The organism is Streptomyces sp. NPDC000345 (assembly GCF_042898825.1).
Classification (GTDB): Bacteria; Actinomycetota; Actinomycetes; order Streptomycetales; family Streptomycetaceae; genus Streptomyces.
On the sequence record NZ_JBIAZE010000005.1, the window covers coordinates 433556 to 449965 of the forward strand.

Sequence of the window (16410 nt, forward strand, 5' to 3'; positions counted from 1 at the left end):
GGCTCGATGCTAGTGCGGCTGCCCGGCCCGGGGAGGTGATCCGGGGGAAACGGGCCCTTGTTCCGCGCCCCCGGTGGACGTGCGGGAGCTACGGAGCGGTCTGCTGGTCCGCGGGCCGGCCCTCCATCGCCAGCAGTTCCTCGTTCGGGATCGCGCCGCCGAAGCGGCGGTCGCGGGAGGCGAACTCGACGCAGGCGCGCCACAGGTCGCGGCGGTCGAAGTCCGGCCACAGAACGTCCTGGAAGACCATCTCGGCGTACGCGCTCTGCCAGATCAGGTAGTTGGAGGTGCGCTGCTCGCCGCTCGGCCGCAGGAACAGGTCCACGTCCGGCATGTCCGGGTAGTACATGTACTTCTGCAGGGTCTTCTCGGTGACCTTGGAGGGGTCGAGGCGCCCCGCCTTCACGTCCTCCGCCAGGGCCTGCGCCGCGTCGGCGATCTCGGCGCGGCCGCCGTAGTTCATGCAGAAGTACAGGGTGAGACGGTCGTTGTCCTTGGTCTGCTCCTGGGCGATCTGGAGCTCCTTGGCGACCGACTTCCACAGCTTGGGCATCCGGCCCACCCAGCGCACCCGGATGCCGAGCTCGTCGAGCTGGTCGCGGGTCTTGCGGATGAAGTCGCGGTTGAAGTTCATCAGGAAGCGGACCTCGTCGGGTGAGCGCTTCCAGTTCTCGGTGGAGAAGGCGTACAGCGAGATGTTCTTCACGCCGATCTCGACCCCGCCCTGGAGGACGTCGAGGACACGCTCGGCGCCGACCTTGTGGCCCTCGGTGCGGGGCAGTCCGCGCTCCTTGGCCCAGCGGCCGTTGCCGTCCATGACGATCGCCACGTGCTCGGGGACCAGCTCACCGGGGAGCTTCGGCGCGCGGGCGCCGGACGGGTGCGGCTCCGGTGCCCTGTACTCCCGACGCTGCCGCCCCAGGAACCCGCGTACGACCATGTGTCTCTTCTCTCCTCTTGCCGCTTATTTCTCTACGTACCGCAGGGAGCGCAGGCCGCGCTCCAGGTGCCAGTGCAGGTAGGCGGAGACCAGTCCGCTCCCCTCCCGGACGTGCCGCGGCTCGCACGCGTCCGCGGTCTCCCAGTCTCCCGTGAGCAGCGCGCCCAGCAGGACCAGGGTCTGCGGCGAGGGTACGACGCTGCCGGGCACCCGGCAGTCGGCGCAGACGCTGCCGCCGGAGGCGACCGAGAAGAACCTGTTCGGACCGGGCATTCCGCACTTCGCGCAGGCGTCGAAGCTGGGCGCGTAGCCGTTGACGGCGAGGGAGCGCAGCAGAAACGCGTCCAGGACGAGGTGCGGGGCGTGTTCGCCCCGGGCCAGCGTCCGCAGGGCCCCGACCAGCAGCAGGTACTGCTGGACGGCCGGTTCGCCCTCGTGGTCGGTGAACCGCTCGGCGGTCTCCAGCATGGCCGTCCCGGCGGTGTAGCGCGCGTAGTCGGTCACGATCCCGCCGCCGTACGGCGCGATGGTCTCGCTCTGCGTGCACAGCGGCAGCCCGCGCCCGACCAGCTCGCTGCCCCGCGCGAAGAACTGCACGTCGACATGGGAGAAGGGTTCGAGCCGCGCCCCGAACTTCGACTTGGTGCGCCGGACTCCCCGGGCGACCGCCCGCACCCGCCCGTGCCCGCGGGTCAGCAGCGTGATGATGCGGTCCGCCTCACCCAGCTTCTGGGTGCGCAGCACGATGCCGTCGTCGCGGAACAGGCTCATGGGCCCATTCTCGCCTACGGGGCGGGGGCCGTGTCCCGGCCTCCCGCGAGATCCCCGGGCCGGAGCCGGTGGGACCGCGGTCCCACCGGCTGCGGCCCGGCGGTCAGACGCCCTCCGGGTCGGGTCCCGGGGTCCGTACCCGCACGCTGCCGGGCACGCCGTTCAGGAGGTTGTCCGGGTCGGCCGCCTCCCACAGCAGGTTGAACCGGCGCAGCAGGGGCTGGACCAGTTCACGGCGGGCGTTCACGGCGGTGCGCGAGTTCAGCCCCAGCTGGTCGGGGTGGATCTCGTACGACAGCGCCTCGTCGAAGACGATGAAGTCGATCATGTTGCCGCGGCGGTGGTGGGCGGGGAGCTGGTCCAGGGCCACCACGCGCACCTGGATGCGCAGATCCCGCTGCTCCTCGCAGATCGGGGCCAGCGCGGCGCGCTCACCGCGTTCCTTGACGATGAACAGGCGCCGGACCGTGACGCCCCGCTCGACGATCGCCTCGTGCTGGGCGGTCAGATAGCGGTTCGCGGGCTCGGTGGACCAGAAGCCGTCGTCGACGACGCTGGTGCTGATGGCGTCGATGCTGGTGCGGGCGCACTTGGTCAGCGTCATGAGCCAGTCGTGGTTCTCGCCGGGTGTCTCGGCGCTGAAGCTGGTCAGGTCCTCCATCACCCCGGCGAGCCGGTTGATCTCCTCGTTCGCGAAGTCGTGCAGGATCCTGGGCCCGGTGGAGACCACCTTGGTGGCGTTCTCGGCGAGCCGGGGCACCCCGTCGTCGCGCAGCTTCTCCACCTCGTTGAAGAGCTTGGTCGCCCGGCCGATGTCCGCGAACCGCTTGTCCACGGAGTCGTTCATGGCGTGCATCTGGTTCACGAAGGACACCATGAACTGCGCGAGCAGCACCACGCCGCCGCACAGGACGGACAGGACGAGCTGCCAGGGGCCGTCCTCCTCGGACGGTCCGATGACATTGGTCAGCAGGTAGACGACGCCACCCACCACTACGGTGACCAGGAGCTTCAGGGTCACATGCCGTGCATTCATCTCTCTTTCTCCCCCCGTTGGGATCGTGAGCCGTCGAAACGGTGAGCCGTCGCGGGCCCGGAGCGTCAGGGCGCCGGCAGCGGATCCGGCCGGACGCCGAGGTGGTACAGGACGAGCTGGTCGCGGATGCGCTGCGCCAGCGCGTTCCACTGTCTGCTGTAGCCGGGGCTCTTCTCCAGTTCCTCCCAGGCGGTGTGCAGGGCGCCGTCGACTCGGGCCCGCGGCATCCACAGGTGCAGCAGGTGGTCGACGAGCGGGCGCAGCACCTTCAGCGCGGCCCGGCCGTCCTCGGAGCCGACCCGCAGTCCGTCGAGCTTGTCCGCGACGGTCGTCAGCAGCCAGTCGTGCAGGGCGAGGTCCTCGCACAGCCCGGCCGCGGCCGCGGGCGCGGTGCCGCGCGGCACCCGCAGTTCGACGATCCGCAGTCCGTCCTCGGCCTTGGTGAACAGCAGGGACGGCTCCTCGCCGTCGCCGGCCGCGGCCGCCGTCCAGCGCAGGCTGGTGTCGGCGGTGGTGAGCGGGGTGTCGTAGTCGAGGATCCGGTGCTGGCAGATCTTCGCCAGCAGGCTCTCGGCGATGGATCCGACGTCCAGTTCGCCCGGCTGGTGGCCGGTCAGGAACCCTTCGGTGACGGACTTGCCGGGCAGCCGGCCGAGCGGGACCAGACAGCCGGGCCGGACCAGGTAGTAGCCCCAGGGCTGCCGCCGGTCGGGGCCCGAGGCGGGGGCGCGGAAGTACGCCGTGGACTGCAGGACCCGTCCCTCGGTGAGGGCCGCCCGGGCCGTCACGGTGCCCACCGCGCGGCAGCGGGCGCCCGTGGCGGTGGGCAGCCGGCAGTCGACGCCGGTGAGGACGTCCGGGGAGACGGCGTGCCGGTTGGGGTGGCGGGAGACCCGGACGCGTTCGTCGGCGCGCAGCCGCAGCAGTCGTACGGCGGTGCGCTCGTCCACCGCGTCCCGGGTGGGCAGCAGGCAGGTGCGCACCTCGCCGCAGACGAGGACGGGTCCCGAGGTGGTGCCCAGACCGCTCATGTCACAGCCCCGGCGGGAACACGTAGGAGGTGCGGTCCACCACCGCCGTGGGCACGTCGAAGCCCTCCGCCGCCGACCGCTCGGCGACCTGGCCCAGCGCCTCCGCCTCGACCTGGACCTGGTCGAGGATGACGCGTACGGCGTGCTCGACGGGCAGGAAGCGGGCGGGGAGCACGCTGCAGGTGACGTACGCGGTGAAGGGCGCGGCCTGCGGGTTGAGGCGCAGTACGGGCGGCAGGGCGTCCCACTCGGCCGGGAACTCCTTGTCGTCCCAGGGGGTGGGGGTGAGCACGGCGCGGCCGTTGTCGCGCAGCAGCCCGAGGCGGACCAGCTGCCAGACGGAGGCGAGGAAGGCGCAGGACCAGGTGCGGTCCTCCTCGGGGCCGTTCCACAGTTCGACGTCCATGAAGACGGAGTGGCCGCGGGCGCCGGTCTCGCTGGGCGGCTGCCAGACGCTGCCGGTGGCGTCCAGCGCGGCCGAGGTCCGCACACCGGGGGCGCGGCGGCCGTTGGTGAGCCAGCCGGTGCGGCTGACGGGCGGGCGGAAGCCGTTGCTGCCGGGCGGCGGTGACTCCACCAGCCGGTGCAGGACGGACTCGGCGAGTTCGGCCCGGTCCCGGTGCGCGGGGTCGGCCGCGGCGCATCCCGACTCGCGGGCCAGGTAGTCGATGGTGAGTCCGGCCTCGGCGGCCGCCTCGAGGAGCGGCGGTATCAGCTCGGCGGGGGTGGAGAGCCGGGAGAAGTAGTCGTCGATGAGGAAGCAGGTGCTGATCCGGGGGCGCCGGCCGGCGGGCAGCGGGCCGAAACCGGTCCGTGCGGCGTCCACCCAGGGGCGTACGGCGGCGAAGTGCCGGCGCAGCCGGGAGGGCCCCTCGACGAAGTCCTCCATGTACAAGTGGCCTAATTCCAGGGAGAGATGGGAGAACGGAACGGATTCCGTGCGCGGCTCGGCGCTGGTTTCCCGGAAGACGGCCGCGGGCCGGTTCACAACTCCCCCCAGAACTTGTCGTCGGCGACCCGCTGGGCGAGGTCTCCCATGGCCTGCCAGGTCGCGTTGTTGGCGATCCGGCGGTCGTGCACGTCCTCGTCGGTGATGAGGCGTTCCTGCCATTGCAGGACGGGTTCCAGCGGAATGGAGGTCAGCACCCGGGTCTTGCCGATGCCACGGCCGGCGGCGAGTTCCTCGAGTTGCTTGTCGCACTTGCGCATCCACGCGTACTGCGCGGGCGACACCTGCGACCACAGGGGCGACTCCAGATCCGGTACGGCGGCCCGGACGAAACGGATCGAGCCGCCCAGTGCTTCGGGCCGATGGCCCATGGCGGTACCGGCCTGCACAATTCCCTGTTTCCCGTACACGAGTTCGGCTGCGGCCATCACATGCTGGCGGGTCCAGCGGTGATAGACGAGCCACCGCGTTTTGAGCCGTCCGAGCCCGCCGCGGGGTGAGGTGGCGACGAGGGCGAGGTCCATCGCATAACTGCGTCCGGCGCTCAGGTCGACGATGATGACGTCGAATTCGCGTTTCAGGCTCAGGACGAGATCGACGCAGCGGTGCAGGTTCTCGTCGTCGGTGACGAATTCCCCGCCGGTGCGGTCACCGGGCAGCAGGACCAGCCGGCCGGAGCCGCCGGGCCGGCTGCTCAGGTCGGGGTGTTCGGTGCGGGCCCAGACGTCGACCCGGAGCGGTTTGCCGGTCTTGCCCTGCAGATACGAGTGCAGGCCCCGCCCCTCGGCCTCGGTCAGCACGTCGGGCAGGTCGAACACGGCGGCCGCGGTGGGGGATCCGAAGTCGAAGTCCAGGTAGCAGACGTCGTCCCCCTCGAGGGCGCGCTGGTAGGCGAGGTTGGCACTGGTCACGGAGCGGCCGGTGCCTCCCTTGTCGGAGGCGGCGAAGACGAGCACGGCTCATACCCCCTGGGAGCCGGAGTCGCCCCGGGCGCGGTCGAGTTCGTAGAGCCGGGCGAGGACGCCGAGGGCCAGCGAGTGGGCGGTGCCGGGCTGCCGGTCGAGCAGCTGGCGGGCCCGGCGCAGGTCGGCCTCGATGGCCCTGACCTGTTCGCCCTGGGGGCTCCTCGGGGCGGGCGCGGGCTGGTTCATCTGCTCCTTGCCGAAGAGGTGGGCGGCCTCGCTGAGCGCCGCCTGGGCCAGCGTGGACATCTCGGGGCTGCGGATCGGGTTCTGCGAGTAGAGGCCGTGCGCGGCGACCATGCACTCGGTGACGCGCTCGGTGATGCTCCAGGACAACGGGCCTTCGCGGACCGGGAACTCCGGGTAGACGGCGTGCACGTTGTCCCACAGGCCGACGCCCTCGCCGTCGGTGATCCGGCGGGACCAGAGGTGGTCGAGGATGTCCTCGGCGAGCCGCAGCAGCCGGTCCTGCGAGGCGATGTTCCTCGACAGCGCGCACAGTTGGACGGTCCGCTTGAGCAACTGGGCGGCGAAGTCGCCCATCGTCCACTTCATGGCCGGGCCCAGCTTCTCGCTGCCCAGCAGGGGCAGGCTGACGCCGGGGTTGTGCAGGCCGACCGCCGGGTCCTGACGGGTGGGACGGCTGGTGATGCGGCCGCGGTCGGCGAGACGTTCCATCACCGCGACGGTGCGGGTGAGGTCGTCGTCCGTGGCGCGCCGGCGGACCAGGTCGTGGACGAGGATGGAGGCGACGGAGAGGGAGAAGTACTCCGACTCCAGCTGCTGGAGCGTGGTGCGCCAGGGGATCTCCTCCAGCGGCCAGGTGGCGTCGTCGAAGCGGGCGATGGCGGACCAGTACTGCTGGGTGATCTCCCAGCGCAGCCGCAGCGCGTCGGCCAGCTTCTGCTGTTCGGCGGTGAGCAGGCCGAGGACGAGGGTGCGCTCGGAGGACAGGTCGGGGATGCCGTCGAGGGCGACGACGGTGAAGTACAGGTAGGGCACGGCGCGGGCGACGCCCTCGGGCTGTTTGCCGATGTCCTGGGCGGTCTTCGGCTCCACCTCGATCTCGGGTGCGCCCTTCACCAGGCTCCAGGCCCAGCCGCACTCGAAGAGGCGGTTCTCGTTGCGCAGTTCGTCGGTGACGTCGGTGTCGAGGCCGAGGGTGACGCTCTCGGTGATGAGGGCGCGCAGCGACTTGAAGCGCTCCTGGAAGCGTGCCAGGACCTGCCGGTCGGAGAGCCGGCCGCGGCCGAGGAGGCGGGAGAGCGCCTGTCCCTGTTCGGAGGAGATGTCGACGACGTTGACGGTGAAGGAGCGCAGCAGGCTGACCATGGCGGCGGTCAGCCGGGCGCTGGTCTCGTCCCTGAGCTGGTCGATCCGGGCGAGGGTGGAGGCCCGGCGGGTCTTGCCCCGGTACACCTTGAGGAAGCCGAGGGTGGCCAGGCACAGGGTGATCGACATGGAGTACGAGTCGACGACGCCGACCTCGCGCTGTTCCTTGGAGAGCTCCTGCTCGGGGTCCTCCGCCGCGAAGTAGTAGCCGCCCGCGAAGGTGGGGCCCTCCTCGCCGCGGTGCTTGTCCATGAAGTCGCCGAGGATCTCCACGAGGTTCGCGGGAATCTCGCTGGAGTCACCCGCGTTCCGCAGGGCCCTTTCCACGTCGAGCTGAGTGGTGTCGGGGTCGTCCAGACGGAACGGCTCGATCTCGGTGGCGGGGTAGAGAAGGCAGAGCAGCCGCTCGGCGTCGGCGACGCTGCTGCGGCCGCCCCATTCACCCCAGTCCCATTCCCCGTCGCCCCAGGAATGGCGGGCGATGGCCTGCCACACTTCGAGCAGATTCTGTCTCGGCTTGATCTGCATGCCCATTCCCCTCGCACAGGCCGGTCCCTACGGATGACGATTGACGGAGTCATTCTTTCCGTCGGCCGCAGACCAGGATCATTCCGGCGTATCCGTCGCGCACGTAATGGTCCGGGTCTTCCATCCGGTACATCTTCATGTTCTCGGCGAAATCACCGAGGGCCGCTTCGGCCTTCACCTCGTCGATCTCACGGGTGGCGGGGAAATCCACATCGCCGACCCGGTATCCCGTGGAATGCTTCATGAAGGCGGCGGCGAAGGGCGCGCCGGGATTGAGGACGCTCATGAAACAGCCGACCCCGCGCCGGAACTCGTCGAGTGACGTCGTGATGGATTCGGCCACGAAGAACATCGTGCCGAGATCCCAGCGGCGGCTGTCCGCGCAGAGGTCGAAGAGACTGCCCCGCTCGGGCTGCTGCACGGCCTCCTTGAAGCGGACCCTGGGTGTGACGTCCAGCTCGGCATATGCCTTGTCCTCGCACAGGACATCCCAGAACTGGTCCCAGTTCTGGGCGTAGTCGGCGCACTGGCCGCGAAGGTACTCCAGATTGCGGGCGGACCACTCGAGGAGCGTGATCCGGTCGCACCAGGGAAGCATGGTGAGGGCGGGATAGAGGTTGGGACCGGCGCCGACGTCAATACCGGAAGGAACGCGGCCATGACCCCGGAAATGATCACTGAAGTGGTCCCGGACCCGGGAAATGATCTCCTTGTCCACCGCCTGCATCCGGATGTAGTTACGCCCGATGTACGCCTCCGGGTCGAAGTCGTCCCAGCGTACGTCGGCATTCAGTTTTCGGGCGGCGGTGGTTCCAGAAGTCATGGTTCACCTTACCGTAAGTCTACCAGTGCGCGGGGGTCTTGAAGCTGTGGATGGACCTGGCAATGATGGAGATCAGGTACGGAAATCACACAAGGCCCCCATTCGATTTATCGACATTCACAAGGGGACGGCATGACTCCACTTCCCGGAGATCATTTCCGGTCGACCGCCGGTTCGACAGTGAGCCAGGGACCCGGGGACCAGGGACCCGGGGAAAGGAACTTACGGATCAGAACGGCCACCGACGCGGATCTGCCCCATATCGTCCGCCTCGACGAGCAGGCCTTCCCGACCGACCCCTACCCGTTCTTCGTGGTGCGCCAACTCCTCACGGCGTTCCCGGACTTCCTGCTCCTCGTGGAGGACGACGAGGACCTGCGCGGCTATGTGTTCTCGACCCCGCCGCGCGCCGCGGAGAGCTGGGTCCTCAGCCTCGGCATCGTCCCCGACCTGCGCGGACACGGGCTGGGCCGGAAGCTGATGGTCGAGACGCTGATGAAGCTGCGGGCCGAGGGCGCGCGCACCGTCCGGCTCTCCGTCGAGCCCCGCAACACCCCGGCCATCACGCTCTACGAGGACCTGGGCTTCGTACCCGATCCCGACGGCCCCTGCCCGGACTACTTCGGTCCCGGCGAAGACCGCCTCCTCATGACCCTGGCCCTGTGAAGCTGCGGACGTAGCGCCGCTGCCACGGCGTCTCCACGGCGTGCCGGTCGTAGTTCCGGCGCACGAACTCCACCGCCTCCCCGGCCGGTACGCCGTCCAGTACCGCCAGGCACGCCAGCGCGGTCCCGGTACGCCCCCGCCCGCCGCCGCAGGCCACCTCCACCCGCTCGTCCGCCGCCCTGCGCCACGCCTCGGCGAGGGCCGTGCGGGCGTCGGCGCGGTCCGCCGGGAGCCGGAAGTCGGGCCAGCGCACCCAGCGCGCCTCCCAGGGCACCCCGGGGGGCGGCTTGCCCAGCAGATAGAGCCCGTACGCCGGTGCGGGCGCCGCCGGGTCGAGCGGCCGCCGCAGCCCGCGCCCCCGCACCGACCGCCCCGACGGCAGCACCAGCACTCCGGGCTCCCCCGCCCGCCAGGCCCCGCCACCGCGCTCCGTCCCCGTCGTGTTCTCCACGCCCTCATTCGAACCCGGCCGGCGGGCCGGGGCAACCGATTCCCCCCGACCGGTGGTCTGGAGGGCGAGGAGGGTGCTTGATGCAGGCCGAACTAGAGGATCGGTTCCAGGAGTTCGTCAGAGCGCGGTGGTCCCGGCTGGTGCGGACCGCCTATCTGCTCACGGGGGACGTCCACCACGCCGAGGATCTGACGCAGACCGCGCTGGCGAAGGCGTACCGGTCGTGGCGGCGGATCTCCCGCAGCGACAACCCGGAGGCGTACGTCCGGCGGATGCTGGTCAGCTGCAACAGCGACCGGTTCCGCAAGCGGCGGGTCTCCGAGGCGCTGACCGCGGCGCCGCCGGAGCGGGCCGGACGCGACGAGGCCACGGGGCGGGTGGAGGAACGGGGCTCGCTGATGGCCGGGCTGGCCCAGCTGCCCAGGAAACAGCGGGCGGTGGTGGTGCTCCGGTACTGGGAGGACCTGTCGGAGGCGGAGGTCGCCCAGGTGCTCGGCTGCTCGCCCGGCACGGTCAAGAGCCAGGCGTCCAAGGGGCTGGCGAAGTTGCGTACGTATCCGGGACTGGCCCCCAGCCGCACGGTCTCCGGGCAGGCCCAGGGAGGCGGCAGGTGAGCGGCGAACAGCACTTCGACACCGATTTCGAGCAGCAGTTGCGGGAGCTGCTGGTGCGGGACGCCGACATCGTCCGTCCCGCGCCGGCCCCGTATCCGGCGATCAGGAGGCGCGGCATGGCGGAGCGACGGCGGCGGGTGGCGGCGGTCGGAGCGGCACTGGTGGCACTGACCGCGGTGCCGGTGGGGGCGTACGCCTGGGCCGGCGGGAACGGGGAACGGGAGGTGGACACGGCGACGCCGATGACGTCGGCCAGTGCCCCGCGGAGCACGGGCGCCTCCCCGGAGGAGACCGGGCCCGCGCGGCCCGCGGGCGACGGACAGCTGCTCGACGGCATCACCTTCGCCCAGGCCTCCGACGGGCTGCGCACGTGCCTGGCCGCCGAGCGCCCCTCGTCCTCGCTCGGCATCAAGCTGGGCAAGGCCGAGGACTACCGGATCCTCCTCGCGGCGAAGAGCACCGGCGACTCCAACGACCCCGGTGACGGCTTCCACGTCGTCGCCGTGAAGGACGAGCCGGCCGGCTTCCGGGTGATCTGCGACATCAAGGACGGCGAGGCCTCCGGCATCAACGTCAGCGCGCGCGACGCCGCGGCGGCGGACGCGGGTCCGGTCGTGCCCGACCCCAACGCCGGCGACCTCTACCGCCAGTCGGTCATCGACCAGGGCCAGTGGAAACTGCCGTACCGCTGGGCGGCCATCGGCTACGTCGACGAGTCGGTGGCCAAGGTCACCGTCACCTACGGCGACAGCACCACCGACCCGGCCGTCCTCGACCACGGCTGGTTCGTCGCCACCGGAGTCGTCCACCAGCAGGTCGATCTCGCCCCGCACATCATGGGCTACGACAGCGACGGCGAGCTGGTCTACGACTCCGACACCGACAAGGGGTACTCGCGCGAGCTGTACTAGAGGCCCTGCAGACGGCGGAACCCGATCGTCTCGTACGGTCCCGCCGTCCCCGTCTCGTACAGCACCCCGGTCGTCTGCGCGTCCACCCGTACGAGATCGGAGTAGGCGGCGGGGTCCGACGACAGCGTCACCGCCCGGGTGAAACCCCCGGCCGGATCCGTGGCGCGCCAGACCGTGAGAGCCCGGCGGGCGGTCGGGCCGGACGGGGCGGAGAACAGCAACGGGGCTCCCCGCCCGGGGAGTTGCAGGGTGCTGCCCTGGACGACGGGGACCGCGAGGGTGGGCTGCGGGGCGTAGGGCCGGGCCAGGGTCTCACCGCCGTCCTCCGAGACGGCGTCCACCCGGTTGCCGGGGGCCGTGCCGCCCTGGTCGCGGGCGCTGAAGTACACGCGTCCGTCGGGGAGCTGGGCGGCCGAGCTCTCGTTGGCGTTCACGGTGCCGTCGTGTGCGGCGTCGACGAACCCGAGCCGCCAGGTGCGGCCGCCGTCGTCGCTGAGCAGCGCGTGGCCGCCGTAGTGGCGGGACTCCCGGCCGGTGTCGGGGGAACCGGGAGGCGGGGCGGCGGAGTGGTTGGCGGGGACGACGAGGCGGCCCGCGTACGGGCCCCGGGTGAGGGCGAGGGCGTGCCCGGGGCCGGTGGCGTACCAGCGCCAGGCCGGACGCGCGGCCGCCGCCGTGATGTCCCGGGGCCGGGTGAAGCGGAGCCCGTCGTCCCGGCTGTGCTGGACGAACACCCGGCGGCCGGGCGCCTCGCCCCGCATGATCCCGGCCTCGGTCGCCGTTCCCTCGTTCGCGCAGCTCACCAGCACGACGGCACCCGTGCGCGGATCGACCACCGGCGCCGGGTTGCCCCGGGTGTCCCCGTTCCCGGCGGCCACCACGGACAACGGACCCCAGGTGCAGCCGCCGTCGGTGGAACGGCGCAGCACGATGTCGATGTCCCCGGTGTCCCCCGTCCCGTCCCGGCGCCCCTCGGCGAACGCCAGCACGGTTCCCCGGAGCGTGGTGACGGCGGCCGGGACGCGGTAGGAGGCGTAGCCGCCCTGCCCGGAGACGTACGGCACCGAGGAGGTGCAGCGACCGGGGGCGGCGGCGGCCGGGGCGGCGGTGAGGGGGGTGAGGAACACGGCGGTGGCGAGGAGGGTACGGCTCAGGAAGGTCATCCCAGCTCCATGGTGCGGACTGGTCACATCGTCCCCGGCGTCACCACCTGCGACGCGTACGCCACGGCGACGCGTCGGGCACGGTCCCGCGCACCCGGCTTCCCCGTGGTCCGGCCGGCGCACGTTCTCGCGGTGAGCGGACTCGGCCCCTCCGCCCGGACGATCCCGGCGTCGCCCCGGCCCCGCCCGACCAGGACGCTCCCGTCCGGAGAGCCGGGCGGGGGCGGGTCAGGAGGGGGTGCCGGCCGCCGCCAGCAAGCGCGTCACGTCGTCCGCGCAGATCGTCAGCGCCGCGCCCACCGTCGCCAGCACCTCCCGCTCGGCCGGGGTGTACGGCCCGTCCGCGAGGGCGATGCGGGCGCCCTGGAGGAGGATCGATTCGCGGCCGGCCGGCGCGAGGTGGGGGGCCAGGGGGTCCAGGGCCTCGTGGAGCTCTATGGCGAGACCCGCGCCGCAGGGCTCGCCGTAGGTGCGGCCGGTGTCGGCGGCGAGGGCGTCGACGAGGGCGGCCAGCTGTTCCCGGGTGCAGTCGGCGAAGCCGGCCGCGCGCACCGCGCCCGCCGCCGTCTCCAGGGACGTGGGCGCGCAGGGGCTGCCGGCGGAGAGGACCGCCAGGGCGACGGTGTGGACGGCGTCGCGGAGCATCGCGGAGAAGCGGGTGGTGGTGGGGTGGTCGAGGACGTCGGTGCCGTACTGGCACTGGCAGGCCGCGCACTCGACGACCGGGCCGGTCTGCCCGCGCGAGAGGACGGGCAGGCCCAGCAGGGTGAACCTGCGCCGCCCGGTCAGCCGCTGGTAGTTGCGGTCGCCGCCGCAGCCGGGGCAGAAGAACTCGCCGTCCCCCACGGGGGTCCACGCGGTACGGGTGCCCAGGATGCGGGCAAGCCTGGTGACCTGGCCGTCTCGTCCCCGTCCTGGCAGCACGTCGCACCTCCGTAACCCCGCGGCAACATCGCCACGTCTGCGTGATGTTAGCCACATCGGGGAGGAGTAGTCAGCACCCAGGACGAGACCTTTCCGTGACCTCCACGTGGCGGTGGCCGATAACCGACGGGGCCTTGATCGCCGTATACGACGGTCAAGGCCCCTGAACCACCGGTCAGGATGGTCAGCGCGCGGCGCGGTTGACGGCGGAGACGACCGCCTTCAGCGACGCACGCGTCGTGTTCGCGTCGATGCCGATGCCCCACAGGACCTTGTCGTCGATCGCGCATTCGATGTAGGAGGCGGCCTGCGCGGAGGCGCCCTCGCTCATCGTGTGCTCCTGGTAGTCGAGCAGGCGTACGTCGATGCCGATGGACTGCAGGGCGTCGAAGAAGGCCGAGATCGGACCGTTGCCGGAGCCGGTCAGGACGGTGTCCTCGCCGTCGACCGTCGCCTCGACCGTGAGGGTGTCCACGCCGTCGGTGTCGGTCGTGGACTGGCCGGTGCGGACCTGGATGCGGCCCCACGGGTTGTCCGGGTTCGGCAGGTACTCGTCCTGGAAGACCGACCAGATGTCGGAGCCGGTGACCTCGCCGCCCTCGGCGTCCGTCTTCGCCTGGATGATCTTCGAGAACTCGATCTGCATCCGGCGGGGCAGGTCCAGCTTGTGGTCGTTCTTCAGGACGTACGCGATACCGCCCTTGCCGGACTGCGAGTTGACGCGGATGACGGCCTCGTAGGAGCGGCCGACGTCCTTCGGGTCGATCGGCAGGTACGGGACCGCCCACTCGATGTCGTCGACGGTGACGCCCTTGGCGGCCGCGTCGGCCTCCATGGCGTCGAAGCCCTTCTTGATGGCGTCCTGGTGGGAGCCGGAGAAGGACGTGTAGACCAGGTCGCCCACGTACGGGTGGCGCGGGTGGACCTCCATCTGGTTGCAGTACTCCCACGTACGACGGATCTCGTCGATGTCGGAGAAGTCGATCTGCGGGTCGACGCCCTGGGAGAACAGGTTCATGCCCAGGGTGACCAGGTCGACGTTGCCGGTGCGCTCGCCCTGCCCGAACAGACAGCCCTCGACGCGGTCGGCGCCGGCCATCAGCGCCAGTTCGGCGGCGGCGACGGCGGTGCCGCGGTCGTTGTGCGGGTGGACGGAGATGCAGACGTGCTCGCGGCGGGAGATGTTCCGGCTCATCCACTCGAAGCGGTCCGCGTGGGTGGACGGGGTGGAGCGCTCGACGGTGGCCGGCAGGTTCAGGATGATCTCGCGGCCCGGGCCGGGCTGGTAGACGTCCATCACCGCCTCGCAGACCTCCAGCGCGAAGTCCAGCTCGGTGTCGGTGAAGATCTCGGGGCTGTACTGGTAGCCGAACTCGGTCTCCGGGCCCAGCAGTTTCTCCGCGTACTCCATCACCAGGCGGGTGCCGTCGACGGCGATCTGCTTGATGTCGTCCTTGGAGCCGCGGAAGACCACCCGGCGGAAGACCGGCGCGGTGGCGTTGTACAGGTGGACGGTGGCGCGCCGGGCGCCCTTCAGGGACTCCACGGTCCGCTCGATCAGGTCCTCGCGGGCCTGGGTCAGCACGGAGATCGTGACGTCGTCCGGGATCGCGCCCTCTTCCTCGATGATCGAGCGCACGAAGTCGAAGTCGGTCTGGCCGGAGGCGGGGAAGCCGACCTCGATCTCCTTGTAGCCCATCTTGACCAGCTGGTCGAACATCCGGCGCTTGCGCTCGGGCGACATCGGGTCGATCAGGGCCTGGTTGCCGTCGCGCAGATCGGTGGAGAGCCAGCGGGGGGCTACGGTGATCCGGTTGTTCGGCCAGGTGCGGTCGGGGATGTCGACCTGCTCGTACTGTCCGTACTTGTGGATCGGCATCTGGCTGGGCTGCTGGCGGTTCGCCATGGTGCGGTGGCTCCTCAGGATGTCCGGATGGACGGCCGACGACGCAACACCGAGCTCCGCGGGGAGGGGGTCGGCCTCGACTACAGGCCCTCGCCGCGGCAGCTAAGGAGAAGCAGCCCGAAACGCATAGTGCTCCGCAGCCTAGCCGAGCCGCTTCCGTCGCGTGGGGTCCGTATCAGTATGCGGGACCACGGGGACCAATCGGGCGAAACGTGCGCTATACCACTCCCCGCTGCGGATCGGACGCGTTTGTCACCGTTTTTCACCGATCATGGTTGCACGTGGTGACAGGGATATAACACAGTGCAAGGGTTCCGCTCATGACGACGAACGGGGGCTTCGAGCCCGTCTTCTGCACCGTCGTACCGCCGCATGTCCTCGACAAGCTGGCCCGGCACGACGACCCCGCACTCTCCGGTCCCGCCCAGCGCACCCTGGTGCGCGACAGCGAGCTGCGCGCCAGGCGCCGGGTGACCACCGAGTTCCGCCTGTGGGCGGGCCCGACGGCCAAGGCGCCGGCGGAGCAGCCGCTGCGCACCGTCTACGACGCCGGGCACGGCACCGACCTGCCCGGCACCAAGGTCCGCTCCGAGGGCCAGGACCCCGGCCGGGACGCCACCGTCAACCGCGCCTACTCCGGGCTCGGCGCCACCTTCGACCTGTATCTCAAGGCCTACCGGCGTCACTCGATCGACGACGACGGTCTGCCCCTGGACGCCACCGTCCACTACGACGAGGGCTACAACAACGCCTTCTGGAACGGCGAGCAGATGGTGTTCGGCGACGGTGACGGCGAGATCTTCACCGACTTCACCAACTCCATCGACGTCATCGGCCACGAACTCACCCACGGCGTCACGCAGTACACGGCGAACCTGACCTACTACGGCCAGCCCGGCGCCCTCAACGAGTCGATGTCCGACGTCTTCGGCTCGCTCATCAAGCAGTACTCGCTCGGCCAGACCGCCGCCGAGGCCGACTGGCTGATCGGCGCGGACATCCTCGCCCCGGGCGTCACCGGCTCGGCCCTGCGCTCGATGAAGGCCCCGGGCACGGCGTACGACGACGACGTCCTCGGCAAGGACCCGCAACCCGCGACCATGGACGACTATGTGCGCACCGGCCGCGACAACGGCGGGGTGCACATCAACTCCGGCATCCCCAACCACGCGTTCTACCTGGTCGCCACCGCCCTCGGCGGCCACGCCTGGGAGAAGGCGGGCCAGCTCTGGTACGACGTGCTGACCGGTGGCGAGCTGACGTCGGGGGCGTTCTTCACCGACTTCGCGGGACTCACCGCCAAGGCCGCGCGCGAGCGGTTCGGCGACGGCAGCGACGAGCTGCAGGCCGTACGGAAGGCGTGGGAGCAGGTGGGGGTGCGGATTCTCTGACCGGGCGATAGA

The 16410-nt window shown here is 70.9% G+C and carries 16 protein-coding genes; 4 read left to right on the top strand and 12 right to left on the bottom strand.

Annotation, left to right across the window (positions count from 1 at the left end; translation table 11 throughout):
- Window positions 1–88: 88 nt before the first annotated feature.
- The 8 genes from ACFY30_RS14975 to ACFY30_RS15010 form a co-directional block, all read right to left on the bottom strand.
- Window positions 89–940, bottom strand: a complete 852-nt coding sequence (locus ACFY30_RS14975; RefSeq protein ID WP_390845614.1) for an isoprenyl transferase — start codon at window positions 938–940, stop codon at window positions 89–91.
- A gap of 24 nt (window positions 941–964) precedes the next feature.
- A complete protein-coding gene (gene recO, locus ACFY30_RS14980) occupies window positions 965–1711 on the bottom strand; it encodes a DNA repair protein RecO (RefSeq protein WP_390655402.1) in 747 nt (248 codons plus the stop codon).
- Window positions 1712–1814: 103 nt separating this feature from the next.
- Window positions 1815–2747 carry a hypothetical protein gene (locus tag ACFY30_RS14985; RefSeq protein WP_390655401.1) on the bottom strand — a complete coding sequence of 311 codons (933 nt, stop codon included), beginning with the start codon at window positions 2745–2747 and terminating at the stop codon, window positions 1815–1817.
- 65 nt (window positions 2748–2812) lie between these two features.
- Window positions 2813–3778 carry an SCO2521 family protein gene (locus ACFY30_RS14990; protein ID WP_390845615.1) on the bottom strand — a complete coding sequence of 322 codons (966 nt, stop codon included), beginning with the start codon at window positions 3776–3778 and terminating at the stop codon, window positions 2813–2815.
- 1 nt (window position 3779) lies between these two features.
- Window positions 3780–4766: an SCO2522 family protein gene (locus tag ACFY30_RS14995; RefSeq protein ID WP_390821441.1), complete on the bottom strand. Its 987-nt coding sequence runs from the start codon at window positions 4764–4766 to the stop codon at window positions 3780–3782.
- On the bottom strand, window positions 4763–5683 hold the full coding sequence (locus ACFY30_RS15000; RefSeq protein WP_390845616.1) for an SCO2523 family variant P-loop protein: 921 nt from the start codon (window positions 5681–5683) through the stop codon (window positions 4763–4765). The genes ACFY30_RS14995 and ACFY30_RS15000 overlap by 4 nt, the downstream gene beginning before the upstream one ends.
- A gap of 3 nt (window positions 5684–5686) precedes the next feature.
- Window positions 5687–7549 (bottom strand): SCO2524 family protein, encoded by a 1863-nt coding sequence (locus tag ACFY30_RS15005; protein ID WP_390845617.1) that lies wholly within the window; start codon window positions 7547–7549, stop codon window positions 5687–5689.
- A gap of 49 nt (window positions 7550–7598) precedes the next feature.
- Window positions 7599–8372 carry an SCO2525 family SAM-dependent methyltransferase gene (locus tag ACFY30_RS15010; RefSeq protein WP_390845618.1) on the bottom strand — a complete coding sequence of 258 codons (774 nt, stop codon included), beginning with the start codon at window positions 8370–8372 and terminating at the stop codon, window positions 7599–7601.
- Between the two features lie 180 nt (window positions 8373–8552).
- Here ACFY30_RS15010 and ACFY30_RS15015 point away from each other — a divergent pair, with 180 nt between their 5' ends.
- A complete protein-coding gene (locus tag ACFY30_RS15015) occupies window positions 8553–9038 on the top strand; it encodes a GNAT family N-acetyltransferase (protein ID WP_390845619.1) in 486 nt (161 codons plus the stop codon).
- Here the strand turns inward: ACFY30_RS15015 and ACFY30_RS15020 are convergent.
- The gene (locus ACFY30_RS15020; protein ID WP_390845620.1) at window positions 9019–9489 is read right to left on the bottom strand and encodes a protein phosphatase; all 471 of its coding nucleotides are present in this window, start codon (window positions 9487–9489) and stop codon (window positions 9019–9021) included. The genes ACFY30_RS15015 and ACFY30_RS15020 overlap by 20 nt on opposite strands.
- A gap of 80 nt (window positions 9490–9569) precedes the next feature.
- Here ACFY30_RS15020 and ACFY30_RS15025 point away from each other — a divergent pair, with 80 nt between their 5' ends.
- Together ACFY30_RS15025 and ACFY30_RS15030 are read left to right on the top strand one after the other, a co-directional pair.
- Window positions 9570–10103 carry a SigE family RNA polymerase sigma factor gene (locus ACFY30_RS15025; protein WP_390845621.1) on the top strand — a complete coding sequence of 178 codons (534 nt, stop codon included), beginning with the start codon at window positions 9570–9572 and terminating at the stop codon, window positions 10101–10103.
- Window positions 10100–11014, top strand: a complete 915-nt coding sequence (locus ACFY30_RS15030; RefSeq protein WP_390845622.1) for a hypothetical protein — start codon at window positions 10100–10102, stop codon at window positions 11012–11014. Before ACFY30_RS15025 ends, ACFY30_RS15030 begins: the two co-directional genes overlap by 4 nt.
- Here the strand turns inward: ACFY30_RS15030 and ACFY30_RS15035 are convergent.
- The 3 genes from ACFY30_RS15035 to leuA form a co-directional block, all read right to left on the bottom strand.
- On the bottom strand, window positions 11011–12177 hold the full coding sequence (locus ACFY30_RS15035; protein ID WP_390845623.1) for an exo-alpha-sialidase: 1167 nt from the start codon (window positions 12175–12177) through the stop codon (window positions 11011–11013). The genes ACFY30_RS15030 and ACFY30_RS15035 overlap by 4 nt on opposite strands.
- 228 nt (window positions 12178–12405) lie before the next feature.
- Window positions 12406–13101, bottom strand: coding sequence for a TerB family tellurite resistance protein (locus ACFY30_RS15040; RefSeq protein ID WP_390845624.1), 696 nt, complete (start codon window positions 13099–13101; stop codon window positions 12406–12408).
- A 184-nt stretch (window positions 13102–13285) separates the two neighbouring features.
- Window positions 13286–15007 (bottom strand): 2-isopropylmalate synthase, encoded by a 1722-nt coding sequence (gene leuA, locus ACFY30_RS15045; RefSeq protein ID WP_390655389.1) that lies wholly within the window; start codon window positions 15005–15007, stop codon window positions 13286–13288.
- A gap of 320 nt (window positions 15008–15327) precedes the next feature.
- On the opposite strand from leuA, the gene ACFY30_RS15050 reads away from it, so the two are divergent.
- Window positions 15328–16398 (top strand): M4 family metallopeptidase, encoded by a 1071-nt coding sequence (locus ACFY30_RS15050; protein ID WP_390845625.1) that lies wholly within the window; start codon window positions 15328–15330, stop codon window positions 16396–16398.
- The last annotated feature ends 12 nt before the right edge of the window (window positions 16399–16410 follow it).

Bases quoted from the DNA above. Each gene is read 5' to 3' on its own strand.
- ACFY30_RS14975 (WP_390845614.1), bottom strand. From the start codon at position 940: ATGGTCGTACGCGGGTTCCTGGGGCGGCAGCGTCGGGAGTACAGGGCA.
- recO (WP_390655402.1), bottom strand. From the start codon at position 1,711: ATGAGCCTGTTCCGCGACGACGGCATCGTGCTGCGCACCCAGAAGCTG.
- ACFY30_RS14985 (WP_390655401.1), bottom strand. From the start codon at position 2,747: ATGAATGCACGGCATGTGACCCTGAAGCTCCTGGTCACCGTAGTGGTG.
- ACFY30_RS14990 (WP_390845615.1), bottom strand. From the start codon at position 3,778: ATGAGCGGTCTGGGCACCACCTCGGGACCCGTCCTCGTCTGCGGCGAG.
- ACFY30_RS15005 (WP_390845617.1), bottom strand. From the start codon at position 7,549: ATGCAGATCAAGCCGAGACAGAATCTGCTCGAAGTGTGGCAGGCCATC.
- ACFY30_RS15010 (WP_390845618.1), bottom strand. From the start codon at position 8,372: ATGACTTCTGGAACCACCGCCGCCCGAAAACTGAATGCCGACGTACGC.
- ACFY30_RS15025 (WP_390845621.1), top strand. From the start codon at position 9,570: ATGCAGGCCGAACTAGAGGATCGGTTCCAGGAGTTCGTCAGAGCGCGG.
- ACFY30_RS15035 (WP_390845623.1), bottom strand. From the start codon at position 12,177: ATGACCTTCCTGAGCCGTACCCTCCTCGCCACCGCCGTGTTCCTCACC.
- leuA (WP_390655389.1), bottom strand. From the start codon at position 15,007: ATGGCGAACCGCCAGCAGCCCAGCCAGATGCCGATCCACAAGTACGGA.
- ACFY30_RS15050 (WP_390845625.1), top strand. From the start codon at position 15,328: ATGACGACGAACGGGGGCTTCGAGCCCGTCTTCTGCACCGTCGTACCG.